This window comes from Bacteroides sp. 90-K9/2, from assembly GCF_047310725.1.
In the GTDB taxonomy this organism is placed as follows: domain Bacteria; phylum Bacteroidota; class Bacteroidia; order Bacteroidales; family Bacteroidaceae; genus Bacteroides; species Bacteroides vicugnae.
In genome coordinates this window covers 20,155-45,273 of sequence record NZ_JBCGVL010000003.1, presented here as the reverse complement: position 1 = coordinate 45,273, position 25,119 = coordinate 20,155, and the positions used below count along the sequence as shown (strand labels likewise).

23 protein-coding genes are annotated in these 25,119 nt (G+C 43.2%); 8 read left to right on the top strand and 15 right to left on the bottom strand.

Annotated elements, in window-relative coordinates; genetic code table 11:
- Positions 1–293 precede the first annotated feature (293 nt).
- Positions 294–527, top strand: coding sequence for a DUF4248 domain-containing protein (locus AAHJ11_RS09540; RefSeq protein WP_004296628.1), 234 nt, complete (start codon positions 294–296; stop codon positions 525–527).
- A 62-nt stretch (positions 528–589) separates the two neighbouring features.
- Here AAHJ11_RS09540 and AAHJ11_RS09535 read toward each other — a convergent pair whose 3' ends face one another.
- From AAHJ11_RS09535 to AAHJ11_RS09520, 4 genes are all read right to left on the bottom strand, one after another.
- On the bottom strand, positions 590–1,033 hold the full coding sequence (locus AAHJ11_RS09535; RefSeq protein ID WP_217723665.1) for an N-acetylmuramoyl-L-alanine amidase: 444 nt from the start codon (positions 1,031–1,033) through the stop codon (positions 590–592).
- 16 nt (positions 1,034–1,049) lie between these two features.
- Positions 1,050–1,148, bottom strand: coding sequence for a smalltalk protein (locus AAHJ11_RS09530; RefSeq protein WP_004303901.1), 99 nt, complete (start codon positions 1,146–1,148; stop codon positions 1,050–1,052).
- Positions 1,149–1,218: 70 nt separating this feature from the next.
- Positions 1,219–1,707, bottom strand: a complete 489-nt coding sequence (locus tag AAHJ11_RS09525) for an HU family DNA-binding protein (protein ID WP_148367888.1) — start codon at positions 1,705–1,707, stop codon at positions 1,219–1,221.
- Positions 1,708–1,955: 248 nt separating this feature from the next.
- Positions 1,956–4,226 carry a DUF3987 domain-containing protein gene (locus tag AAHJ11_RS09520; RefSeq protein WP_148367889.1) on the bottom strand — a complete coding sequence of 757 codons (2,271 nt, stop codon included), beginning with the start codon at positions 4,224–4,226 and terminating at the stop codon, positions 1,956–1,958.
- 152 nt (positions 4,227–4,378) lie between these two features.
- Between AAHJ11_RS09520 and AAHJ11_RS09515 the strand changes: the two genes are divergently transcribed.
- The 3 genes from AAHJ11_RS09515 (at position 4,379) to AAHJ11_RS09505 (ending at position 7,423) form a co-directional block, all read left to right on the top strand.
- Positions 4,379–4,738 (top strand): hypothetical protein, encoded by a 360-nt coding sequence (locus AAHJ11_RS09515; RefSeq protein WP_148367890.1) that lies wholly within the window; start codon positions 4,379–4,381, stop codon positions 4,736–4,738.
- 95 nt (positions 4,739–4,833) lie between these two features.
- Complete coding sequence (locus AAHJ11_RS09510) at positions 4,834–7,092, top strand: hypothetical protein (RefSeq protein WP_413579428.1); 2,259 nt, start codon at positions 4,834–4,836, stop codon at positions 7,090–7,092.
- A gap of 37 nt (positions 7,093–7,129) precedes the next feature.
- Positions 7,130–7,423, top strand: a complete 294-nt coding sequence (locus AAHJ11_RS09505; RefSeq protein ID WP_320979164.1) for a RyR domain-containing protein — start codon at positions 7,130–7,132, stop codon at positions 7,421–7,423.
- Here the strand turns inward: AAHJ11_RS09505 and AAHJ11_RS09500 are convergent.
- From AAHJ11_RS09500 to AAHJ11_RS09490, 3 genes are read right to left on the bottom strand one after another with little or no spacing between them, the layout of a single operon-like run.
- Entirely contained in the window at positions 7,398–10,679 is a 3,282-nt protein-coding gene (locus tag AAHJ11_RS09500; protein WP_413579427.1) for a CHAT domain-containing protein, read from the bottom strand. The genes AAHJ11_RS09505 and AAHJ11_RS09500 overlap by 26 nt on opposite strands.
- A gap of 20 nt (positions 10,680–10,699) precedes the next feature.
- Positions 10,700–11,368 (bottom strand): hypothetical protein, encoded by a 669-nt coding sequence (locus tag AAHJ11_RS09495; RefSeq protein WP_074558988.1) that lies wholly within the window; start codon positions 11,366–11,368, stop codon positions 10,700–10,702.
- Between the two features lie 21 nt (positions 11,369–11,389).
- Positions 11,390–13,006, bottom strand: coding sequence for a formylglycine-generating enzyme family protein (locus tag AAHJ11_RS09490; protein ID WP_320996227.1), 1,617 nt, complete (start codon positions 13,004–13,006; stop codon positions 11,390–11,392).
- A gap of 95 nt (positions 13,007–13,101) precedes the next feature.
- Here AAHJ11_RS09490 and AAHJ11_RS09485 point away from each other — a divergent pair, with 95 nt between their 5' ends.
- Complete coding sequence (locus tag AAHJ11_RS09485; protein WP_148367895.1) at positions 13,102–13,476, top strand: RidA family protein; 375 nt, start codon at positions 13,102–13,104, stop codon at positions 13,474–13,476.
- Here AAHJ11_RS09485 and AAHJ11_RS09480 read toward each other — a convergent pair.
- Positions 13,444–14,934 carry a bifunctional folylpolyglutamate synthase/dihydrofolate synthase gene (locus tag AAHJ11_RS09480; protein WP_195650450.1) on the bottom strand — a complete coding sequence of 497 codons (1,491 nt, stop codon included), beginning with the start codon at positions 14,932–14,934 and terminating at the stop codon, positions 13,444–13,446. The two genes, AAHJ11_RS09485 and AAHJ11_RS09480, sit on opposite strands and share 33 nt — an antisense overlap.
- Positions 14,935–15,065: 131 nt before the next feature.
- Between AAHJ11_RS09480 and AAHJ11_RS09475 the strand changes: the two genes are divergently transcribed.
- Complete coding sequence (locus tag AAHJ11_RS09475) at positions 15,066–16,391, top strand: PhoH family protein (protein WP_148367896.1); 1,326 nt, start codon at positions 15,066–15,068, stop codon at positions 16,389–16,391.
- A 113-nt stretch (positions 16,392–16,504) separates the two neighbouring features.
- On the opposite strand, the gene AAHJ11_RS09470 is transcribed toward AAHJ11_RS09475, so the two are convergent.
- The 4 genes from AAHJ11_RS09470 to AAHJ11_RS09455 all read right to left on the bottom strand — a co-directional run bounded on the left by AAHJ11_RS09470 (position 16,505) and on the right by AAHJ11_RS09455 (position 19,310).
- Complete coding sequence (locus AAHJ11_RS09470; RefSeq protein ID WP_074558993.1) at positions 16,505–17,482, bottom strand: dihydroorotate dehydrogenase-like protein; 978 nt, start codon at positions 17,480–17,482, stop codon at positions 16,505–16,507.
- A gap of 26 nt (positions 17,483–17,508) precedes the next feature.
- Positions 17,509–18,177, bottom strand: coding sequence for a YggS family pyridoxal phosphate-dependent enzyme (locus AAHJ11_RS09465; protein ID WP_117934866.1), 669 nt, complete (start codon positions 18,175–18,177; stop codon positions 17,509–17,511).
- A 6-nt stretch (positions 18,178–18,183) separates the two neighbouring features.
- Entirely contained in the window at positions 18,184–18,663 is a 480-nt protein-coding gene (locus AAHJ11_RS09460) for a DUF4494 domain-containing protein (protein WP_004296648.1), read from the bottom strand.
- An 83-nt stretch (positions 18,664–18,746) separates the two neighbouring features.
- Positions 18,747–19,310 (bottom strand): HdeD family acid-resistance protein, encoded by a 564-nt coding sequence (locus AAHJ11_RS09455; protein ID WP_004296649.1) that lies wholly within the window; start codon positions 19,308–19,310, stop codon positions 18,747–18,749.
- A 137-nt stretch (positions 19,311–19,447) separates the two neighbouring features.
- Here AAHJ11_RS09455 and tpx point away from each other — a divergent pair, with 137 nt between their 5' ends.
- Positions 19,448–19,948 (top strand): thiol peroxidase, encoded by a 501-nt coding sequence (gene tpx / locus AAHJ11_RS09450; protein ID WP_074559007.1) that lies wholly within the window; start codon positions 19,448–19,450, stop codon positions 19,946–19,948.
- A 182-nt stretch (positions 19,949–20,130) separates the two neighbouring features.
- Positions 20,131–21,015, top strand: coding sequence for a DUF3078 domain-containing protein (locus tag AAHJ11_RS09445; RefSeq protein WP_074558996.1), 885 nt, complete (start codon positions 20,131–20,133; stop codon positions 21,013–21,015).
- A 125-nt stretch (positions 21,016–21,140) separates the two neighbouring features.
- On the opposite strand, the gene AAHJ11_RS09440 is transcribed toward AAHJ11_RS09445, so the two are convergent.
- The 3 genes from AAHJ11_RS09440 to AAHJ11_RS09430 form a co-directional block, all read right to left on the bottom strand.
- Positions 21,141–21,785, bottom strand: coding sequence for a DedA family protein (locus tag AAHJ11_RS09440; RefSeq protein ID WP_074558997.1), 645 nt, complete (start codon positions 21,783–21,785; stop codon positions 21,141–21,143).
- A 30-nt stretch (positions 21,786–21,815) separates the two neighbouring features.
- On the bottom strand, positions 21,816–23,267 hold the full coding sequence (locus AAHJ11_RS09435; RefSeq protein WP_148367898.1) for a tetratricopeptide repeat protein: 1,452 nt from the start codon (positions 23,265–23,267) through the stop codon (positions 21,816–21,818).
- Positions 23,268–23,368: 101 nt separating this feature from the next.
- Positions 23,369–25,108: a glutamine--tRNA ligase/YqeY domain fusion protein gene (locus AAHJ11_RS09430; protein WP_074638588.1), complete on the bottom strand. Its 1,740-nt coding sequence runs from the start codon at positions 25,106–25,108 to the stop codon at positions 23,369–23,371.
- Between the last annotated feature and the right edge of the window lie 11 nt (positions 25,109–25,119).

The following is a 25,119-nucleotide window of genomic DNA, read 5'->3' as shown; positions in this document are numbered from 1 at the left end:
AACACGTGAGTGTTTCGCATGTGAGATGAAAAAATGTAGGTCCCTAGCTTCATGCTGTAAAAAGCATGATTCTCCTACATTGTGGATTGGAAATAGCACGACGGTGCATTTCTGATCTACGCCCTGACATCGGAGGTTAAAGCCGATGTGAATTTCCCACTATATCAACTGTCTGTGAAGATCGTTGATATTTCTTTTTATTCTCATAATACTGGATAATAATATCAGATTTCTTTGTTTATATGTTGAAATATTTGTAACTTTATAGCATAGAAAACAGTAATAAGGAAACGATGGAACATTCAGATTTTGTAGTGAAATGTTATAATAAACAAGAGTTGGCCCAGATGTATTTTCCGGATTTGACAATTCGTGCTTCGGTCAATAAACTCCGGAGGTGGATGCGGAGATGCAAGCCGCTGATGAATGAGATACTATCTACGGACTTTCATCCGAAGACAAAGGCATTTTCTGTGAGAGAAGTACGGCTTATTACCTATTACTTGGGAAAGCCGGGAGAACTATAAATGATATAAACATAAAAAAGAATTACGGGAGACTGCACTTTCGCCAGCTCCCGTAGTTCTTTTTATATATCCATATACTCCTTTTGACTGTCAAAACAAGGACAAGCTTTATGAATCGAAGCACTAAGCTGATAATGTCCCAGGATTTGCGCATCCGGATACTGATGTTTGAGAATCGTCAACAAGTCAAGTAGCGCGAAGCGCTGCGCCTGTGTTCTCGTATCCGCCGGACGACCTTCTTCATCCAAACCACCTTCATAGCAAATTCCAATACTATGCCGGTTGAAACCTCGCACATGCGCACCGGGCTCCGATACCGGGCGACAATGATGAAGTTCCCCGTTACGGGTGATGTAAAAATGATACCCTATATCTTTGAAACCTCGTTGCAGGTGACATTGTCGAAGCTGTTCTACGGTGAAGGAAACATTGCAGCGCGTTGCGCTGCAATGAATCACCAACAACTTAATCTCACGTGGGAGATAGCTTTCTTCTGAATTTTCCATATCGGTCAGCAGGAGATTAATGCCCCACGCAGGACGTTACACCGATAGCTGAAATGATTGAAGTCGCGATAGTCACGATAAACTGGAGAATGTTTTTCCAAAGTTGCTTTTTCATATAAATTTGAATTAAAGAATAAATACTACTGATACATCATAAACTCAATAACCAACCCGTAACTGACGGATTAAGCTGCCGGATCCGGAGCTTCCCCGCTGCCGGAACCTCCCTGATTATCATCACCGCCATCATCAGGAAGCGGATCTTTATCCGAATCAGTGGAAGAATCACTCTTATATAATGTATAATCCAACGTCTTACACAACTTGCGGAGATCACTACCCGGATAGAAGAGCACTTTGCCCTTATTGATGCACGATGCCTTGAATTCCTTTGCCGTATCGGTAGGAGTACCGGTCTTGATACTCATACGGAAATTACCCAAATCCCCCATCTGGACGATATTTCCTTCCTCCAGTACATTGACGATTTCGAGCAAAAACTCACCGATACAACCTTCCAGTTCACCTTTGGAATAAGAAGAACGTTCAGTGATACGTTTACAAACTTCTTTGACCGTCACTTTACGACCGCTACGCGCCACTGCATAGTACTTCGGAGTTTCATTAGGTTTCAACAGGTTCTTACGAGCCATGAGAGTGTAATTCTGTGCCATAACTTTTAATTTTAAATCATTAATTTTTAATTGCCTTGTAATCGATTACATGACAAAAGTACTACATCGGGAAAGCGGCATGGCGCATAGTGACGCACACAGGCGTACAGATAAAAAGAAAAAACACCGGGAGATTTGTATCGAAACTTCCCAATGTTTGATTTCAATCATTGCGATGTTTTTTTCAAATCTCCCGATGTTTTTCCGGACTCTTCAAAAGGACAAAAGGACAAAAAGGACAGATGTGACTATTGCTCATTCATCTTGGTGTAAGAACCATGGGATATCTTATTGATCTTTACTCCATTAAGCGATTTTAGCAGACGTGTTACCTTACGATGGTTGAAATCATATTTTGCGCCAATCTGAATCGCTTCATCTGTCGTGAAACTGTCGGGCAACTCTTGAACGAAATTACGAATAGTGTCCGGATTCTTCAGTGGACGGACCGAAGGAGACGGCATGGATGAGTGCAACAAACGGCTATGCTCGTAACAACATAGAACGATTTGAAGAGAACGCTCAAAATCAGCATCCGTGCAATAAATCTCGGAAGAAAGATCGGATGCCTCAAATTGCCGGATACGGGTCTGGATCATGCTGATGCGCATCACCAGAAAAGCATAGCGTTTCACTACGGCTTGGAGGTCATCGTTGCCTTCCAATGCCACCTCGGACAGCATACGTGAGAAAATCTCATTCAGACGGTTCCATTGCAGGCGGTTGAAATGAAAAAGAACCGGATGAGCCAGGCAGAAGTTATATAATTCAGAAACACGATGCGCGATCGGTTTGAAAGAATCTTCCAGCGAGATGCAGTCGTCGCCCATCTCTTTCCAGTGCGGGGCTTCGCGGAAAGTGTAAATCAGGGTGCGGCTGGGCAATCCGTTTTCGTAGCTGCTCAACAGGCCGTCTATTTGTCCGGGAGTACCCGTCAGCAGCAAAGCCAATTTGGGATGGCGTATATAGATTGGAATGAGGCCGTTGGCTTTGTAGGAAGACTCTATATTTTCGTGCTCAAAAGCCTTGCGGAGCATATCGTCGAAATTGCCACAATCCAGATGATTGGCTGTGGATAGCGTTTGTGCTTCCGTGTCGAAAATGATGCTTCCCTGTGGACCGTTGTCCTGCATCTGCATTTGCATGCGGGTATAACTGGTGGTGGCAGGAATGAATAACATCTTGAAAGGAGGTCTTTGCGGTTCTTCGGAGCATGCATCTCCTTTCTTTTTCTGTTTTTGACATTCTGATTGCCAGTTATTATGTACAGTCTGGTAGTTTTTCATCATGGATTCACTGGTGGAAAGAATTTCTGAATGTATTTCTTCCAACAGGTATCGTCCGGTTTGGGCGATGCTTTTACCACTGGCGGCAGGCGAAAGTATGACACTGAATATATGCGTGGAGTATTTCTTATGATTATAAATTCCGAAAGTCTGCGGAAGTGCTGCGCTCAAGGCTGTGAGATCGGAAAGGAGAGCGACATCTTGTTCGCGTTCGCTTCCGTCTTCAATGATACAGTCATTCAGTAAATCGGGAAGATTATTGTACAAACTTCGGGGAAATAAAGGAGTTCCTTTCCGGAATTCCTCTCCCAACCAATAGGCTTCGTCGTCGGCATCGGAATTTTCTGTAGTACCATAAGGTCTTTTTGTCCTTATGTCCTTTTGAAAGGAAGGCCCGTTGGCTGGGGTGGAAGTGGGTGTATGTTCATTAACTTGTTTGTATCCAGACAATAAAACACTCGTTAGCTCTTCGGGACGAAAATCCGTGTGTTCGAAAAATGCGGTAAGTTCGCGTAATATGCTTTCTTGGGGATAGTGCCGACGGCAGGCTTCACAGGCAAGTTTGAAGACGTTGGAATGGCGTTGACCGGCTGTTAGCGGATGAAAGAAAATATAGGACGAAATAAATTGGGAGATTTCTTCTTCAGATACATTTTCCGGTTCTTCTTTTACAGGCGGTTCCAGAACAAATGCCTGATAAAGACTGGCAATATAACCGTTGGGGGAATAGCTGAAATAACAGAGGCGGCTTTCATCTTTACACGCCGGATCGCTTTCCAATCCGAGCAACTGGTTGTAATAACGGCTCACCAGTTGTTGCCCCTCACGATGGCGGCCTTCGATACCTTCCACATAGGCGAAGACTTTCACACCGTCGGTCGGACTTTCTATTGCTGCCACCGTATGAGGATCTGCCGCGCATCGTTGAATAACTTCCAGACGATTGGCTACATGGTCGTAATCAAGCCCGACAATATGGCTGGGGAGCAGAAAATGTTTGATGGCATGCGCTCCGTCAAATGTGCCCGCCGGAGTGAAGCAGGGGAGTTGACTCTTCAATTTCTGTGCGGCGGCATGGTCTCCTTCCGCATGATATCGGCGGATAGAGTTGATGATCGTTGCATAAACAGGATGAATACACATGATGATGACCTCAAGGAAAGACATGACTTGGGGCTTTTTTGAATACACGTTTTTGTAAACTGAGACTTTGATTTCTTCTAAGACTTTCATATAAAATTGTTTTTGTAGGATTGCGCTACCTGATTATCAGATAACGGGAACAAAGGTCGGGATATTAAAAATAGGGTTGCTTCCCTATGTGGATAGTACTTGATAAAGCAAATAAAAAATGAAATATTATAATTTATTAATCATCGAGTGACATGGCAAAAGAAAAACAGGAACCTTATGAGTTCTTAAGCAATTTGGTATTGGCTTTAATGGATACGGATCGTATTTTTAGTAACAATTTTTTCATAAGCGAATTAGCTATCTCTCCTAAAACATTAGGGGAGATAAGGCGGGGAGAGGATATGTGCATTTATCAGTATGTACGGGTGATCCGGTGTATGACGAAATATCTTCATTTAATCATTCAAATGGATATGTTGCTGAAGGAGTTAAGAATCGTACTGTCTTCCCATTGTGACTTGGTGGTCGCTACGGTTCCGCACCGTTCTTGCGGAACTTGTCAGCCGACAGAGTGGGTGGCAGTGATGCATTGGGATGGAGTGAAATTGTGATGTGGAAGTTGACAAGCCGGAGTTTTTTGTCACTAACCTATTTGTTATTCAATATTTTGTATAAATTTGTAGAATAAATAATCAATCTATCGAATATGTATATGTTAAGCACAATAATCTCTCAAACTGGTGAATGCAATGCACAGCACGCGACAGACCCTTGTTTTTTAAATCAATGGGGGTATTCTACCCTTTTGTTAATCATTATCGGGATAGGTTTAGTATACCTGCTTTTTAAGAAACGGAAATTCTTGGTAGATAACCTGAAATGGATTGCAGGTACAGTATTTATTGCAGGTTTCCTGATATATTGGTACGCTTTCAATGAGGGAGGGAGTGACAGTAATTCGATAGCATTGGCATTTAGGTCTGCTCTGTCTTCTATGGAAATGTTCGCTTCGCATTCCGATCTTTTGGAGGTTCCTAAAGAACTGCATCATGATCCTTTCTACATGACGATATTTTCTGTGATACATTTCCTGGCCGTTATAGTGAGTGCGGTTTTTATCATCAAACTGTTAGGATTCAGATTCATCTCATGGGTGCGGTTATGTGTGGCGAATCTTCCAAGTAAGAAGAAATGCCGGCTGTTTATTTTCTGGGGTGTCAATGATAATGCGATATTGCTGGCTGACAGTATAAGAAAAAAAGCGGCAGAGCCAAAGGGGAAGAATGAAGAAGGATGGGAGAATTGCAGATTCATTTTTGTGAGGTTGCTTTCTGCTAATGAAAGCAGTTCTCATGGTCGGTTCACATTCAGTCATTTCTTTAATTCGTCTCATGACGGAACTGAAAAATTCATAGAAAAGATAGAAGAGCTTGACGGCATACTGGTTAACTCTAAATTTGGAATTACAGGCCGGGTTATAGATAAAGTCAAATCGGAATTTGATTTATACAAATATCTCGGATTGAGGAGATTGGGAAACCTAATCAAGAAGTACCCGCAGGCAACTTTCTATTTTTTGTCTCCCAATGAAGAGCTGAATCTGGAGGCGGTGTCTGTTTTTAAGGAAATAGCGAAATGTAAAGAAGACAGAGTCCATAATCAGGTTCAGATTTATTGCCATGCGCGTAAGAACAACCAGAACCAGAAGTTGGAAATATGTGATGGGTTGAAACATCAGATTCATATCATCGACTCGTCTAATCTTGCTGTATTGCAATTAAAAAAGAATGTAAGGAATCATCCCGTGAATTTTGCAGATGTCGATACTTCGAAGGCTTGTGTAAAGAAACCTTTTACGTCGATGATTATTGGTTTTGGAGAAACCGGGCGTGACGCATTTCGTTTTCTATATGAGTTTGGGGCATTGATCGATGCAAATGGCAATAGGAATCCTCGAAAAATATATGTGGTTGATGAACATATGGATGAATTGAAAGGTGATTTTTTAATGAAAGCACCTGCCTTGAAGGAGAGGAAAAATGAGTTGGAATGGTGTGAAGAAATGTCTATCCATTCCGAACGTTTCTGGGAAAAACTCTCTGAAATCATTCATGATCTAAACTATGTTGTAATTGCTATAGGAAATGATAATGAAGGGATGGCATTGGCGATTGATCTCTACGAATATGCCTATCGATATAGGAAGGATTGTTTCAATGACTTTAGGATTTATCTGCGCGTCAATGGAAGTTGCAACACCATTCAGCTGAAGCAAATAAAAGAGTATTTTAATATTTATGGCAATACCCGGAATGTAATCATAACTTTTGGAGCGCAGGAAGAAATATTCTCATACGATGTGGTATCGACAGATGTGCTTGAAGTATTGGCAAAGGAATTTTATTATGCATATCAGAAAATTATGATTGACGCAATGCCTGGAACGAATGAGAAGGAAATTGAAGAGAAGAAGAAAGCGAAGGAAAGTCTGAAGCAAACAGCGGAAGAAGAATGGAATGCGCGTAGAGAGGCATTGCGGGACAAGCATAGCTTGGATGCACAAATTAAATTGGCTTATCAGGAAGAGCAGGATAGGGCTAACGTATGGCATATCGATACCAAAAAGTTTTTAGCCGGGGCCATGGGAGAGGATGGCAAAGATAATAAGGAAAGGTTGAAAGAAATGGTTGAACTGACGCAGCGTGAAGCCCATACATTGAACTATTCTAAGGTTTGTGATGTTGTTTCCAGTACATTATTTGATAATTTGAGTAAGTGCGAACATTTGCGTTGGAATGCATGTATGGAACTGCAAGGATTTGTAACGTGTGACGGAGATAAAGATTTTCAGCAGAAGAAGCATAAATGCATCGTCGATAATGATGTTTTAAGAAGTAAATATCCGGAAACCATCCCTTATGATCAGTGTGTGGTTGAGCTAAGTTTTAGATTGAAAAAGAACTGAAAATTGTTCTGCTAATATATAAATAATGAATCATAAAATGAAAGAGTATATTCCCAATCCGGTGGATACAGGACATATCCAACTCCCGAAGGAGTTGGAATACCTGGTAGAAGAGATGGCTAAGAATGTTCATGAAGTCTGGTCGAAAACCAGAATAGAACAAGGTTGGACGTATGGAAAAAAGCGGGATGATGTGCTGAAGCAGCATCCGTGCCTGGTTCCGTATGAAGAATTATCTGAAGAAGAAAAGGTGTACGACAGAAATTCTTCGGTGGAAACCTTGAAACTGATTATGAAACTAGGGTTCAAGATCTCGAAGGATGAGGAATAGGCGCTCTGCCTGCATCCAACAAGATAAATGGTGCCCAATATTTACTGTCTGCATATCCGTTCTCACGAAGGTACTGTTGTGCTTTGATAAGAGCCTGTCGTTCGGATAACCCTGAAATGATGTTCTCATAGAATTTAGTCATGAGAAGCATGGAGGCCTGGTCGTCAACAGCTGAAAGTGTCATGAGGATGGTTTGTACTCCTGCATTCTTGAAGCCTCGTTGAAGACCGAAAAGACCATCCGCACCAAGAGTACCTTGACCGGTGTTGCAGGCAGAAAGAACAACCATACGACAACCGCGGAGGTTTAGTGCACTGATTTCATCTGCACGGAGCAGTCCGTCGTTATTCTCTTCCGTGGCATTGGCGCCGGACATAATCAGGAAGCAATGCTTCATCGCATCATCGGCTTCACGTCGCTTCAATTCTTTATAGTCTCCGTGAGTAGCTATGTGAATTAACGAAACAGCTTTGCCGTCGAGTGCCCGGAACTGCTTTTCCGTTCCGTTTTCACCTATGAATAGATTGGTTTTAATCTTCTTTTCTTTCAGCAGGGAATTTACGTTATTTACTTCATTGAGCGTATATGGTAACTCATGATACCCATTCTGTCCGTTACGGAATTTCCCGGAGTTATGATCTGTAGAAACAATATTGCGGACTTTGGTTGAAGCCATTTCGTAGTCCAATCCTCCGAAAAGTGCGGCTGATGAGTAGTTCAGCGAAACTCTGTCGAGTGCGATTTCTTTTGTTGACGATAAACGATAGACGGCTTTCCGGAATGCTAACGGCAGGTTACCCGCTCCATACGGAAGATATTCTACAGGCAACTGGTGAAGTATCCCGTCAGGTGAAAAATAAATGGTATCCGCTTTGCTGATATATTCATCCAGCGCTTTCCAGAAATGTGCCCCGTTTTCGGTTGCGGTGAAAGCCGTAGGCGATTGCATCTCTTTCAATAGCAATTTCTGACTCATTAACTTGATTGCGGTGGGAGACGCGTCGCCCGGACGAAGTACGAAAGCGGCCAGATGTTTGTCCGGAGCTAGTAATTCATCGTCTATGAGAGCAAATTCTATGGCGATGGAGTTTCCATGCAGATGCTTTTGTACGTCTTGCCATTTGACGGAAAGATAACGGGTATAGTCGCCGAAATCAGTAGACTTTCGCATCAGGTTCAGTTGCAACTGTTCATACTCCTCTTTTTGGCGGATGATATTTTTCTGTGCTTCCGTCTGATTGGTTGCATTCGGGAGTTCACTTTGCATGGATAAAATTTGTTCCGCCATAAGGGCAGCTTTGTTGTATTGGTCGAGCAGAGACTTATCTCCCGAAGCGCGGATCAGAGACTCCAGTTCAATAGACGAATTAAGCATAATACCTTTCGAAAACAATAATGCATCGTAACCTAACCGGGCAAAACGTTGTTTTTGTTCAGGCGTACCTGTTGCGGCGATATTGGCTGCACGGAGGGGAATACTGTCCAGTGAGGAACGGATATCCTTCCAGAATGCCAGGCGTTCATCGGCTTTCGAGAGACGGAAAAGATTACGCAGTGCGGTTGTTTCGCCGGAGAGGAAAGGTTCCATATAGGCTAATGCCTTGTCGGTCTGTCCTTGGGTATAATAGATATCGGCGATAGTCCCTAATGCGGAGACATACATCAACCCGTCTTCTCCCCATTGCAGGCGATAAGCATCCAGTTGTTCAAGACTCTCTTTTAATAGCCTGTTTAAAACCGCCATTCGCTGACGTTCCGCATCTTGTTCTGTCTGTCTGGCGGCTGTCTCATTGCCCATCATGGTGTGGCAACGATTCAGACTGCTAAGTGCATCCTGATATTTTACATCACTACCGGGAAGAACTTTGTAAATGTCTGCAGCCTGTTGGTAGTTTGCTGCCGATTCTGCATATTGTTTCTGTCGGTATAAGATACTTCCTCTGGAACGGAGAATTTCCCCCATCTTGTCTGACTTATCACCCGTCGGAAGCTGTTTTTCGGCTTTTGCAAGTATTTCGAGGGCTTTTCCATACTCCTTGGTAAATCCATAATTACGGCATAATGCAATGGAGGTGTCTACATATTTGTCCAGTCTGTCCGGCAACATCTGTGCATAAACCGACAGTGCCTGGTTGAGCATACGATTGGAGGCCTCATACTTGGCAGCAATGCTATAATTGAGTCCGCCCAGATAAGACTCCAATGCAAATTTAGCCTGTTCGGCAGGATTGTTGCGAAGGATGTCTGCTGCCAGTTCGTAGTATTCGCCGGCGGATGCGTGATCTTGTATTCCGGAGAGAAATTGCGCATAGTAGTGGCGTACCTTAAAAACGATCTCCTTATGGGTATTCACATCGCATTTCTTTAAAGCATCCAGAAAATGTGCCCTTGCCTTGTCGTTGTCACCTATACTGGCAAAATACTGGGCGCGCTCGGTCAGGCAACCGGGCTCGTCGCAAGGCTTTTCCAGTTCTTTTTTATTGTGAGCTTCTGCCAATTTCATATATTCCAATACTTTCGGCTGATTGTTCAATTCCAGATAGATGGACGATATCCAATTGAGAAGTTGCTCGTATTCTTTTGAATCGTCAGGAAAGATATTGAAGGCCTGTTCATAATAAGTTACCCCTACGTCTTTACGTTCCGACAGGTAGTACAACGAACCTATCTGCTGGAGTTGACGGGCTACTGAAAGGGACTTTTCGCCATACATCTTTTTACTGATGGCTATTTCTTCTTCTACGATGGCACTTGCTTTATCCATTTCCCCTAAAGCTATGTAGCAGCGGGCGAGATTGAGATGAAACATGGATGCCTGTTCGGGACGAGGCTGAATGCGACTGCACAGTTCCCATGTCTTGCTGTGAATTTCTGTTGCTTTATGATAGTCTTTTGCAACAGTCAGGTAGTAGAGTCCTATGTTGTTCAGGGAGGAAATATATTTGATATCTGTTTCACCCAGTATGGTCTTGCGCATATCTGCTGCCATTTGTGTATAGGTTAGTCCTTCGGGACGCTCCAGATTCAGATAACAGCGGCCTAAAATGTGCAGGCAGGTAGCACGTTCCGCACTCTGTGTCTTTCCCGTTTTGACATATAATTCGTCCGCTTGTTTCAGTTGGGTAATGGCGGTTGTGTAATCTTGTTTACTTTCTAGTTTTTGAGCTTCTTCAACCAGTAGGTCGGCTTGGCTTGCAGTCTGTGAATAGGCTGTCAGACACAGACAGGCTAATAGAGATAGAATGAATTGTCGCATATAATAGAAATTTTAGTGGATTAAAATAAGATCAAGGCAAAGCTCCCGTCTCTCTTGCTTCTATTGGTGATCGAGACGATGATTTTATACCGCTCGTCCGAGCTAACCTTTTCTTTTCGGAAAGGAAGCCCTTTCCGGACGCTGTCATTACATTTGTATTCCCGTTCACTTTTCGATTGATAACCGATTGTCTTTATTTTCCAACTGAAAGAACGGTTCACCTCTGCCACACAGCCTATCTGCGAGGTTCCCGAACAGCTCGGAATCTCGAAAGTACAGGTCTGACCGGCAGCCACCATTTTGGTATCTAATCTTACTTTGTTGGCGGAATCCTTATCACCTCTCATCCTCGCTTCTGCTGCATACTTGTCCGCGATTTCATAGATTGTTTCATTATCAACGCAGGCTTGAATAAATTCGTAATCAAAGACCAGATGTCCTTTCAGGCTCAAGACATCGCCCTGAGTTTGTTTGACGGTTAATGGGATAGGGGCTGCATCACGCAGCGTTTTGCTTACTGCCAGCAGTTGCTCACCACTGGCAAAGCCGCCGTCCAATGCTTCACATGCTTTCTTACAGGCGTCGAACACCATTTCAAAGGGTGTCGTTGTCTGTGCATTGACACTTATTTGCCCTCCGATGGAAAAAAACAGGAGGATGAATACTCTGAAAATAGTTTTCATGCTCATTTTTATTCTGCATTCATTGTGTTATTGAATAGGATTAAGTATCACACGAAATCCGATATGTGGTTCTGATGTATCGTAAGTCTGTACGCTGCGATGGCGAATGTCCATATCACGTTCGTTGGCCAGGTAGCTGCCTCCTCTCACAATCTTTTTATGGTGTCCGGGATTTTCTGCCGGACCTTGGGGATCTGTGACCCGTGTATTTTCATACCGGTTCATCCAGTCCGTACACCATTCGGCGGCGTTGCCTGACATGTCGTATAAGTCGAACCCGTTTTCGTGTTTCTCACCAACGGGATGCAAGCGTTCATTGGCATTGGAGGCGTAGTAAGCTACATCACGAATGTTGTCTGAACCGGCATAAGGATAACTTTCGCCTCCGGTGGCTGCATATTCCCATTGCGCCTCCGTAGGTAGGGAAAAAGGTAAACCGGTGAGCTTGTTCAGCTCCTTGGTGAAGGCTTCGGCATCATTCCACGTTATATGTGTCATAGGCAGCATGCCTTTTTCCGTAACAATGGAGTCATTCATAACGGCATACCACAGCGAGCGTGTTACTTCGTATTTACACATATAATAATCGGAACTCAATACAACGGTGTGCTGTGGTGAGTCATACCCTTTTCCTGTAGCTTTTCCCATGATGAATTCTTTGTTTTTGGCCGGAATCAGCAGCATATTGTTCATCATGTCCACCAGGGAGCGGAGCTGGGGCAGTGTGATCGTAGGATTCCATTTTACGTCTACCCATTCTTTCTCTCTGTCTTTTATATCCCTGTTTCCGGTGTTGTTCACGGAGGCGCGTCCGTCATTCCGGAGCGCGTTGAATTCATGCAGGATAGAGTCGCACGTCGATTTCAAAGAACTGTCCGGGTGTTTCTTTATGAAACTACTGTAATCGTCATAAGTGCGACACTCCTTGAATTCCAGTTTTTGTTCTGCCGTTCTTTGGATGGAAGTATAAGTTTTGCTTCCCGCTACTATTAATAATAGAGCAATGAAAGTCATCATAAGCCATTTGGCAGATACATAAGAAGGCTTTGACAACATTTGCTTCAGGAGGTCACCTTTTATATCTTTGAATCGGGCTACTCGTGAGTTGCTGTAAAATACAGCTTGAAAGTCTTTCAATCCACTAATGTCCGGGGGGAGTTGCAGGGTAGCGAAATCATAGCTTTCACTTTCCTGCGGAGCAATCGGAATGATATTTATCTGTTTGGGGGTTCTACTTTGGCGACGTAACGCACGGCCTAATTCTATCCGGACAAAATCGATCTCTCCGGTACGGCTGATCTGCTTAATTTCTGTTTCAAACTCTTCATTGGTCAAGGACGCCATCCGTTCGTAGAAAGCCACTTCTTCCATGTCCCATGTTGCTTTTTCGCCTGCCTCAACCGCTTCTTCATTGAGTGGGCGGATCGTTGTAAACGTCTCCGGCACCATGAACATAATGAAGTCTTTACATTCATCAATGCGGCGAATCAACTCAACATCAAACCGACCGTTTAAATTGTCTTTGTCAAAGCTCACCCTTTTGCGGAATCCGGATTCTTCCAGCATCAGTTGTAGCATTTCAGGCTTGTCGCCCGAACATTTCTTACGGTAACTAATGAATATGTCGTAATTATGCTTGCTCATCAGCTGCTAAGATAATAAAAAGAAACAGATTTGTCAATCTTAATCGAAATTTATTTTTATCTTTGAAGTTCAGTAAACAGAAAAAAGAAATATATATGAAAAAAGTAATTTGCAGTGAGAAAGCTCCGGGGGCTATCGGCCCTTATAGTCAGGCGATAGAAGCCAATGGTATGGTATTTGTGTCCGGTCAGTTGCCTATCGATGCCGCTACGGGACAGATGGCGGAAGGCATAGAAGGACAAGCGCGCCAGTCGTTGGAGAATGTCAAACACATTCTTGAAGAAGCAGGATTGACAATGGGAAACATTGTCAAAACTACTGTATTTCTTCAGGATATGTCCCTGTTTGCAGGGATGAACGGTGTGTATGCCACGTATTTTGACGGAGCTTTTCCGGCACGTTCGGCGGTTGCCGTAAAAGCTCTGCCAAAGGATGCGTTAGTAGAGATTGAGTGTATCGCGGTTCGCTAACAAATCTGCGACAATGAAACTGCTGCCTCCTACAAAGATCAGATCTTTGGGGGGGCAGTTCTTTTTTGCCGCCTGTACAGCTTCTACAACAGTGGGGTAGGTGGTACCTTTCAATCCGGCTTCTTCTGCCAATGCCAGCAGTTCATTTTCCGGAAGTGCGCGTTTGACGCTTGCTTTGGTAAAATAATAGGTGGCATATTTCGGCAATGCTCGCAGAACCCCCCGGATGTCTTTGTCATTGACCATGCCGAATACAAAATGGATCTCCTGATCGAAGGTTTTGTGAATGACATTGAGCTGTACATGGATATATTCGATTCCATCCACATTATGTCCCGTGTCACAGATAATATCCGGATAGCTGTGCACTTTCTGCCAACGCCCCATCAGACCGGTGAGCTGACATACGTTTGCAAGACCTTCGCGATAGTCCTGGGATCTGATGTTGTAGTTCAGACGGTTCAGTGTCGCAAGGGCTTTTAGGATGGTGAACATATTTTCGAATTGGTAAGCTCCGCTCAACTCGGTGAAAAGTCCTAAAGGAAACATCTCATTGTGGATTTTGATAGCATCTTTTCTTTTGTCGAGTATCTGGTCTAGCGCACGTAGACTGTCTGGCAGGTCTAACATGAGTAATGCTTGCCGCATCTGATTTGCCTCTTCTTCTGACTGTTCGTCCATTGCTTCGATCATTTCGCGCATGCTCTGAATTGCGTTGTCCATCACCGGTCTTATTTCTTGCAACTTCGAATAAGGAACTATTTCCATGTCCCAGTACCGGGTATTTTCACGGGCATATTCGATGGGCGCATTCTTTTCTTTGGCTTTCATGGTAAATACACGTTTCACCGCCCCTTGGGCTCTGCCGATAATGACCGGAACTCCTTCTTTGATAATTCCGGCTTTCTCTTTGGCAATCTTCGTCAGCGTGTCACCCAGATATTGGGTGTGGTCGAGGCCTATGTTGGTGATAACGCACAAATCCGGATGGATGATATTCGTACAGTCCAATCTTCCGCCCATGCCTACTTCGATAACTGCTACATCTACTTTCTGGTCGGCAAAATAACGGAATGCCATAGCGGTGGTCAGTTCGAAGAATGAAGGGTGCAGCGGCTCGAAGAAGGAGCGATGCTCTTCTACGAAATTGACTACATACTCTTCCGGTATCATCTCACCGTTGATACGGATACGTTCGCGGAAGTCGATTAAATGGGGGGAGGTGAATAGCCCTACCCGGTAACCGGCGCATTGTAATACGGCTGCGATAGTATGCGAGCAGGAACCTTTTCCATTGGTTCCGGCGATATGTATCGTTTTGAATTGTTGATGAGGATGCCCGAAATGTTCGTCCAATTGATGTGTGGTCTCTAAACCCGGCTTATATGCTTTGCTTCCTATTTGTTGAAACATTGGCGCACTCTCATATAAGTACTTTAAAGTGTTCTGATAGTCCATGTTTTATAATATTTAACGTCGGGCAATCTTTATTGCCCGCTAATTTGTTTATCTTTAGAACCGTCAATCTGACTATAAATGGGGGATTGGCGAATGAGATTGCAAATATCAACATTTAAATCTAAGAAATCATGGGAACTAAGAAAAATTTTGTGCTAGACACGAATGTTATTCTTCACGACTACAATTGCTTGAAGAATTTTCAGGAAAATGATATTTACCTCCCTCTTGTTGTACTCGAAGAACTGGATAAGTTCAAAAAAGGAAACGAGCAGATAAATTTCAATGCTCGTGAGTTCGTGCGCGAATTGGATGTGCTGACAAGCGACGAGCTTTTCTCCGACGGAGTGAAGCTTGGCGAAGGATTGGGACGTCTGTTTGTGGTGACGAGCAATGTACCGGCTACCAAAGTGTGGGAATCGTTTCCTATAAAGAAACCCGACCATTTGATTTTGGCGGCAACCGAATACCTGACCGAAGAGGATCCGGAAATGATGACTATTTTGGTGACCAAAGATGTGAATCTGCGTATGAAAGCTCGTTCCATCGGTTTGCTTTGCGAGGATTATATTACGGATAAGGTGTATAACGTAGATGTGTTCGAGAAGTCCAATGAGATCTTTGAAAATGTAGATCCGGCATTGATCGACCGTATTTATTCTTCAAAGGAGGGCATTGACTTGAGTGAATTCGACTTTAAGGATTTGATTCACCCCAATGAATGTTTTATATTGAAGAGTGACCGGAATAGTGTGCTTGCACGCTACAATCCTTTTACCCATTCTATTATTCGTGTGATGAAAGGCAAGAATTATGGAATCGAACCACGGAATGCGGAACAGAGTTTTGCTTTTGAGATTCTGAATGACCCGGAAATTAAACTGGTGGCTCTGACTGGAAAAGCAGGAACGGGGAAGACATTGCTGGCTTTGGCTGCTGCTTTGGGCAAACTGACGGATTACAAACAGATTTTGCTGGCACGTCCTGTTGTGGCGCTTTCCAATAAGGATATCGGTTTCCTTCCGGGAGACGCGCAGGAGAAAGTGGCTCCTTATATGCAGCCGTTATTTGATAACCTGAACGTGATAAAACGTCAGTTTGCTGCAAACTCTACCGAAGTGAAGCGCATAGAAGATATGCAGAAAAGCGAGCAGCTGGTGATTGAAGCTTTGGCATTTATCCGTGGTCGTAGTTTGAGCGAAATGTATTGCATCATCGACGAAGCGCAGAATCTGACTCCGAATGAAATAAAGACAATCATCACCCGTGCAGGTGAAGGTACGAAGATGGTATTTACGGGAGATATCCAACAGATTGACCAACCTTATCTGGATAGTCAGTCCAATGGTCTGGTATACATGATTGATCGTATGAAAGACCAGAATATCTTTGCACACGTCAATTTGCTGAAAGGTGAACGAAGTGAATTGAGTGAGTTGGCAAGTAACTTGCTGTAATGATGAAAAAATAAATTTGGCACGGATTACACGGATTTCACGGTTTCTCCAATTATCTTAAACCGCGTAATCCGTGTAATCCGTGCCTGATTTTTACTTCTTGCTTTTCTTTCTTATTCTTTCTTTCCGAAATATTTCAGGAACTGTGTACGTTCGAATGTATTAACACCCTGAACATCCTTAATATTCAGTTTGCCTTTGAATTGAGCTATATTTTTGAATCCTTTGCGTTCCATCCATGCAGAGAGGAAGCGGTTGGCTTCTCCGATGAATGCATTTGTATTCAGATAGACTGCGCTGCAAACTTCTACGGCTGAAGCACCGGCAAGGATAGCTTTTACTACTGATTCTGCGTTGGCAACACCACCGGAAGCTGCATAGTCGATTTTGTCTACTACTGCAGACGCAATTCCGATCCAACGGAGCGGAGTGGCAAGGTCGGAAGCATTGCTGAATACTTCTCCTGAAATATGCTCCATCTTTTCGATGTTGATGTCCGGTTGATAGAAACGGTTGAAGAGAACAACTGCTGCTGCACCGTTGGCATACAACTGATCGATTAATGCCACAGGATTTGTCAGGTTATCACCCAGTTTCATGATTACAGGTATCTTGACTGTTTTTTTGATGTGGCGGAGAATATCAATGTGGCGTTGTTCGAATGAACCGTATGTATATTGCACTTCCGATTGCAGGGCAAGGATATTGATTTCCAATGCATCGGCACCGGCTTCTTCAATCATCTTTGCAAAGTCAATCCATTCGGAATCAGTGTAGCAGTTGATGCTGGCAATGATAGGAATGGGGCATACCTTCTTGCTTTCTTTTATTAAAGTCAGGTATTCGGATAGCTTGTGTTCACGGATGTATTCTTCCAGATAGTCACTGGCTTCCGGATAGAAAGCCGGATCTTTCAGTTGGTCTGCTTCCAGCATGATTTGTTCCTCAAACAGTGATTTCAGAACAATTGCACCGGCACCATCTTCTGCCAATTTTTTGTTTTTGCCGGCACTGTTGGTCAGCCCCGAGCTACTAATGATGATAGGGTTTCTAAGGGAAAGCCCAGCGAAAGTAGTTTTTAAATCGGTCATAGCAATATGTTTTTTTTAACACTTAATCAGTAAATTCGTTCTCCGAAAATCTTGCTTCCTACTCGTACCAGCGTACTTCCTGCGGCAATGGCTTCGTGGTAGTCATGTGACATTCCCATTGATAGCTCACAGAAAGTATCGGAGTGGATGAACCAAGTTGTTTTTATCTCGTTAAAGAGCCTATTTAGTAAACAAAATTCCCGATTGATTTGTTCAATACAATCGGTGTTGCTGGCCATCCCCATTAATCCGCAGATGCGTACATGAGTCAGCTCTTTCCATTCTCCGGCATTCAACATCTCCTTGCATTCTTCGGGACTGAAACCAAATTTGGTTTCTTCCTGCGCAACGTGAATCTGCAACAGGCAGTTCACTGTACGTCCCGCTTTGACAGCTTGTTTGTTGACTTCGACCAGCAGTTTATAACTATCAATTCCATGAATCATCGCTACGTATGGTATCATGTATTTGATTTTGTTCGTCTGCAGGTGTCCGATGAAATGCCATTCAATGTCTTTGGGCAAACTTTCGTATTTAGCTGTCATTTCCTGCACTTTGCTTTCTCCAAAAATACGCTGTCCCGCCTGATATGCTTCTTCTATCGCTTCATTGGGATGGAATTTTGAGACAGCAACCAGCCGGACTCCTTGCGGGAGTTCGGCCAGCACTTGCTTTAAATTGTCAGCAATACTCATTGTTACTTATGCTTTTGACGGATCAAACTCCGGTTTGTCATTCGGTTCGGCGCTGTAAGGATATACATCCATGAGCGGAGTTTCGGATACCATACCGATCTGATAATCAGCCATGGTTCCTTTCATCCCTTCATCCAGCTTCTTGACTGCGTCACGCAAGTCGGCAGCTTGTACCAATACTTGAGTGGAAGTCTTTTTTTCAGCACCGCTTTTTTCATCCAGAGTGATGAAAATAAGTTTGCATTTGAACCAGCGGTCGGCACTTTCTTCGTCGCTGGGGAAAAGTTCGCTATAGTTGGCACGTTTAATATCCGAAACGGTAAATTCTCCGGAGATAAACGGAGTCATTTCTTCAATAATCCGTGCTTCTGCTTCTGTAAAACTGAGTGCGTCAACAAGATAAGGTTCAGTTACTTTCTTCTGCATTCCGTTTTCCATTACTTTTTCATAACGGATCTTGCACTCAAACCATGTATGCATTGCCATAATTTTCTTCCTTTTTAATTAATTGATTGATGTAAATTGCCTACAAAGATAAACAAAATCCCAAAGTAAGTGCCGAAAGCTTTTTATTTTCTTTTATGTAGATTCTTTAGTTCAAATGAAAGCATGACACGGAAAAGTCCGATGATGAGGAAAGCAAAAGAAATCATATACACTGCGTAGAGCGCTCCTATGGCGGGTTGCCATAATATTAAAAGAGAGCACAGGATGGCAAGAATACCGAAAGCCATGTACCAGCCCCAGTCGCGGGTTCCGTAACGTTTCAGGTCGATGGAATAGCCGGTGGAGGAGAAGCCGCGGAACATAAGCCAGAAGGCGATAATGAAAGGAATAACTTCCATACTGACCATCGGATAGGCAATCAGGTAAATACCCAGAACGAGGTCGATCAGTCCTCCTACGATATACCATCCCCAGCTCGGGACGCCTTTCCGGTTGCTAAGAGCGAAGATGATTTCCAGAATACCGCTTATCAGCATCGATACACTGAAAATGATGCTTAGAGCTACATAGGTGCTTACGGGTGAGAACATGAGCCAAAGGGCTACAATGATATACACGATTCCCAAAAGAAGAGAAGTCCACCAATTTTTTACTGAATGTTGAATCTCATTGAATACAGTTTCCATACATTTTATATTTTAAATTGAACACTAAAGTGATTTCGTTGGTGAATAACAAATTGAATTTAGAAAAGGTTTTCCGTGAACATATTTGGGGGAATAGTTGTTTCCTATATAAAGTAAATTTTAAATATACATGCATTATGGCAACAACAAATTTCAAAGGACAACCGGTGAAACTGATCGGTGAATTTATACAAGTAGGTAAGGTAGCTCCTGACTTCGAGCTGGTAAAAACAGATTTATCTTCTTTCTCTCTGAAAGATTTAAATGGTAAAAATGTGATTTTAAATATTTTCCCCAGTCTGGATACCAGCGTATGTGCAACTTCTGTACGTAAGTTTAATAAGATGGCTGCCGGACTGAAAGATACGGTAGTATTGGCTATTTCTAAGGATCTTCCTTTTGCACACGGCCGTTTCTGTACGACAGAAGGTATTGAAAATGTAATTCCATTGTCTGATTTCCGTTTCTCTGATTTCGACGAAAGTTACGGAGTGCGTATGGCAGATGGGCCGTTAGCAGGACTTTTGGCTCGTGCCGTAGTTGTGATTGGCAAAGATGGCAAGATTGCATATACGGAACTTGTTCCTGAAATCACTCAGGAGCCTGATTATGACAAAGCCTTAGCTGCGATACAATAATAAAGTATTAAGTATTAAGTATTAACCGCGGCAAATCAGCGGCTACGACTAATACTTAATACTTAACACCTAATACTTATTTCAACTTTTTGACCTAATGGGAACTGGTAAAAAGGCTTGGTAAACTGCCATAGCTCCGTTCTTGTTAGGTTGTGTTTTTTCTACACTAAACCTCAACTATCATGAACAAAATGAAAACTCTATTCATCGCCCTGTTATGTATGGGCGCTGGAACTTTATCGGCCCAAACTGCCGATAGTACACAAACTTCTCCCTGGACAAAAGAAGGATTTGCCGGACTGAAACTAACGCAAGTGAGCCTCACTAATTGGGCTGCCGGAGGTGATAACTCTGTTGCCTTTGACTTGCAGGGCACTTATCAGATTAACTATAAGAAAGGAAAACATCTGTGGAATAACCGTATTGAACTGGCTTATGGATTAAATAAGACTGGTGATGACGGAACCCGGAAAGCGAATGATAAAATCTATTTGAATACGAATTATGGCTATTCTATTGCCAAAAACTGGTATGCCAGTGCGTTCGCCACTTTCCAGACACAGTTTTCTCCGGGATATGACTACTCTGTTAATAAAGACATTGCTATCTCCGAATTTATGGCTCCTGCCTATTTGACTACCGGTTTGGGCTTTACGTATGATCCGGGTAAGATATTTACCGTTGTATTGTCTCCGGCTGCGTGGCGCGGAACATTTGTACTCAATGACCGTCTCTCTGACGAAGGAGCTTATGGAGTTGATCCGGGCAAACATCTATTATCCAGCTTCGGTGCTAACTTGAAAGGAGAAGCTAAATATGAATTCTTAAAGAATATGACAGTATATTCACGTTTGGATCTATATTCCGATTATCTGCATAAGCCGCTGAACATAGATGTGAACTGGGAAGTACAAATAAATATGATTATCAATAAATGGTTCTCAACCACACTTACTACTAACCTGATGTATGACGATGATGTGAAAATCGTGCAAAAGGATGGTACAAAAGGTGCTCGTGTGCAATTTAAAGAGATATTGGGAGTAGGAGTCCAGTTTAATTTCTAAGTACCAAGTATCAAGTATTAGGTATTAAGTATTACCATGGCTGTTTGATTAATTGTGTAAACAACAATTAGAGCAAAATACCAGCTACGGTTAATACCTAATACTTAATACTTAATACTTAATACTTATTTTTTCTTTTTCAGCCCTTTATAAGCCAGAAAACCGATTACCATTACCACCACTGCTATGATGACATAGCCAATTTCGTGACTGTATTCGGTTGCCATTACATAGACATCATTAGTCGTTTTGAGGTCTGTAAAACGGTAAATCAGGTATCCGAGCAAAGCTAATATACTGTTCCATATAGCAGCGCCGAGAGTTGTATAAAGCAGGAAAGAACCTATTTTCATGCCGGCTAATCCTGCGGGAATACTGATAAGTTGGCGTACAGCCGGAATGAGGCGGCCAAAGAAAGTGGAAGCTGCACCGTGCTTTCTGAAATATTCTTCCGCATGATGTATTTTTTCTTCATCAATAAGGCACATGTGCCCTAAACGACTGTTAGCAAATTTATAAATGATAGGGCGACCCAGCCAACGGGCGAGGTAATAATTTACTAATGCACCGATATCGGCTCCTATGGTTGCAAATAGGATGACGAGAAAGATATTCATACTGTCGTCAGCCATTGCTTTCCATGCGGCAGGTGGCACTATGGCTTCCGAGGGGAAGGGAATAAAAGAGCTTTCGATAGCCATAAAAATGGTGACTACCCAATAGTTCAAGTTTTCTAATACCCATTTAAGAAGTTCTGCTACTGATTCCATGTTTTTTGAGGATAGAATTTATAAATTGATTTATTTTTTTCCTTTCGGTTTTTTCTTATTCTCTTTTTTCATGCGTTCCCATACTTCTTTGAGAGTTCTTTCGTCTTCTTCTCTATGTTCGGGACTGTTCAACAGATCCAGAATCATGTCTTCTTCCAATGGATGCTCGCATTCCTTATTATATTTAAAGAAGTTGTCGATTTCGCCGTGCATAAGGCAAAGAACACTCAATTTCTCCGTCACATCTTCGTATTTCGGATTCATCTGGTATGCTTTTTCAAAGTATTCTTTCGCTTCGAACAGATAGTCACTTTCCGAATAAGCAGAGGCAATCATATACCACATTTCTATGTTAGGGTTCGTCTCTATCGCTTTTTCGAAAGAGATGGCAGCTTCGTCTTCCAGTTCCTCTGCGAGGTATAGTTTCCCCTCTGTCAGATAAATCAATCCCTCATTCGGGTTTATCTCTTTGGCTTTTTCGCATAACTCATGCGCTTCTTCATACCTTGCCAGATGTGACAGGGCGAAAGCTTTGCTGGTATAAGTGTCTATCAATAAAATAGACTGTTTGTCTCCGTTTTCTTCAAAACGTGCGATTACTTTGTCGTAATAGTCATCGGCTTTCTGCCATTCTTCTTTATTGCCATAGGATATTCCCATAAACATATAACCCAGTTCGGGGGGAATGGATTTGAACTCAATCGCCTTTTGGTAATTCTCGATGGCTTCATCCGAATTGTTCAGATAGAAGAAACAATGTGCCTTGTAGGCGTAAGCTTCTCCGTACTGATCGTCGGCTGCCAATGCAAAATCACAGGCTTCGATGGCTTTGTCTATTTGTTCCTGAACAAAGTAACATTTCACCAGCCCCATCCAGTAGGACGGGTTGAACGGGGATTTGTCAATGAGTTTGTTGTAATAGGTGATGGCCGGTTCTACCTGATGGGTCGATGCCAGATAATCGGCTGTGAGAGCCATATATTCTTCATCTTCGGCATAGCGGGATTTCCCTTTGTCGAGCCATTCTTTGGCTGCTTCCGGATATCCCATGTCCAGATAGAGAAAGACAACATCAATGATTGTTTCCAGTTCGTCGGCATCCGCTATTGTGCTTAACAGCCATTGGGCTTCTTCCAGTTTTCCTCCATTCAGCAATAGTTCGGCTTTCAGCAGTTTCACTTCGGAGTCAAATTCTTCGGTAATTGAATCTGCCACTTTCTTTGCTTTTTGTAGCTTTTGGGTGTCCAGGTAAAGATAGGCTTGTTCTATAAGCAAATCTGTATTTCCCGGATGTATTTTAAGCCCGTAAGTGATTGCTTCTTGTGCTTCTTTGAATTTTCGTTCGGAGGCATACCAGTCAGCGATGTCAGCCAATTGGTCAGCATCCAGATAAAGTTGTCGGTTTTCTGCTTTTGCTTCTTCGTAGTTTGTGATTAGTGTGACTAGTTCCTTTTTTGCTGATGGTGAATTTTTCCTACCCATTTTATTTTAGATTTTTAATTGCTAAGATGGGGCTGTTGCAAAAGTTTTGATGATGATCCTTTTGACACAGCCCCATTGTAAAGTTAAGCTTGAAAGCTTAGTTATTTATTAATCTTCCCCCATGTGTCTTTCAACCCTACTGTGCGGTTGAAGATTAGTTTTTCCGGGGTTGATTCTTTATCGATATTAAAGTAACCGATCCGTTGGAACTGCAGGTAGGAGAGTGGAGGCAGGGTAGCTGCGAACTTCTCTATGTAGCAGTTGGGCAGAATTTTCAATGAGTCCGGATTAATGATTTCCTTCATGGCTTCCAGTGCTTCACAATTTTTTGCTTCGCGGATGGCAGCCAGTTCGTCGCGTGGATTTTCCACTTTCCACAGGCGGTCGTACAAACGTACTTCTGCTTGCAGGCAGTGGTTGCAGCTTACCCAGTGGAGCGTACCTTTCACCTTGCGGTTAGCATCCGGCATACCACTGCGGGTATTTGCGTCATATTCGCAATATACTTCTGTGATTACACCGTTTTCGTCTTTCTTGCAACCGGTACATTTCACGATATAAGCATTTTTGAGACGTACTTCCTGTCCCGGTGTCATGCGGAAATATTTCTTGGGAGCATCTTCCATGAAGTCTTCGCGTTCCATCCACAACTCGCGGCTGAACTCGATCAGGTGACTTCCTGCTTCCGGATCTTCCGGATTGTTGATTGCTTCCAGTTCCTCAACCTGTCCTTCCGGATAGTTGGTGATAATCAGTTTTACCGGGTTGATAACGGCAGATATACGGGTAGCACGGCTGTTCAAATCATCCCGGACAGAGCTTTCCAACAGGGCGATGTCGTTCAGGGCATCGTAAGTGGTATAACCGATTTTATCGATAAACTTATGAATGGACTCCGGTGAATAACCGCGACGGCGGAAACCGCAGATAGTCGGCATACGGGGGTCGTCCCATCCGTTTACCAATCCTTCTTTCACCAGTGTGAGCAGGTTACGTTTGCTCATCAGGGTATAGCTTAGATTCAGTTTGTTGAATTCAGTCTGACGGGGACGGTTGTCGTTCAGGTCTTTTCCTTCTTTCAACCAATCGATGAAGAGGTCGTAAAGCGGACGGTGTACCACAAATTCAAGTGTACACAGAGAATGAGTCACTCCTTCGAAGAAGTCACTCTGTCCGTGGGCGAAGTCATACATCGGATAAGCTTTCCAGGTAGTACCCGTACGGTGGTGCGGGTGTTTCACTACACGGTAAATAATCGGATCGCGGAAGTGCATATTCGGATTAGCCATGTCAATCTTGGCACGGAGCACCATGGCGCCTTCTTCGATCTCGCCGCTATTCATTTTCTTAAAAAGTTCGAGGCTCTCTTCGATAGGACGGTTCCGGTAAGGGCTTTCCACACCCGGTTGGGTAGGCGTGCCTTTCTGCTGTGCGATCAGTTCGGAACTTTGTTCGTCGATATATGCTTTTCCCTCCTGTATCAGGCGGATCGCGAAATCCCATAATTGCTGGAAGTAGTCAGAAGCATAATATTCATTTCCCCACTGGTAGCCTAACCATTGGATATCTTCTTTGATAGCTTCTACATATTCCACATCTTCCTTGGTAGGGTTTGTGTCGTCGAAACGAAGGTTACATACACCGCCGTGTTTTTCTGCGATGCCGAAATCAAGGCAAATAGCTTTGGCATGGCCGATGTGAAGGTAGCCGTTGGGCTCGGGCGGGAAACGCGTCTGCACTTTTCCACCATTTTTACCTTCTTTCAAGTCTTTCTCTACTGCCTGTTCAATAAAGTTCAAGCTTTTCTTTTCGCCTGCTTCTTCGTTTTTAATATCTGTCATAACGGTTAATG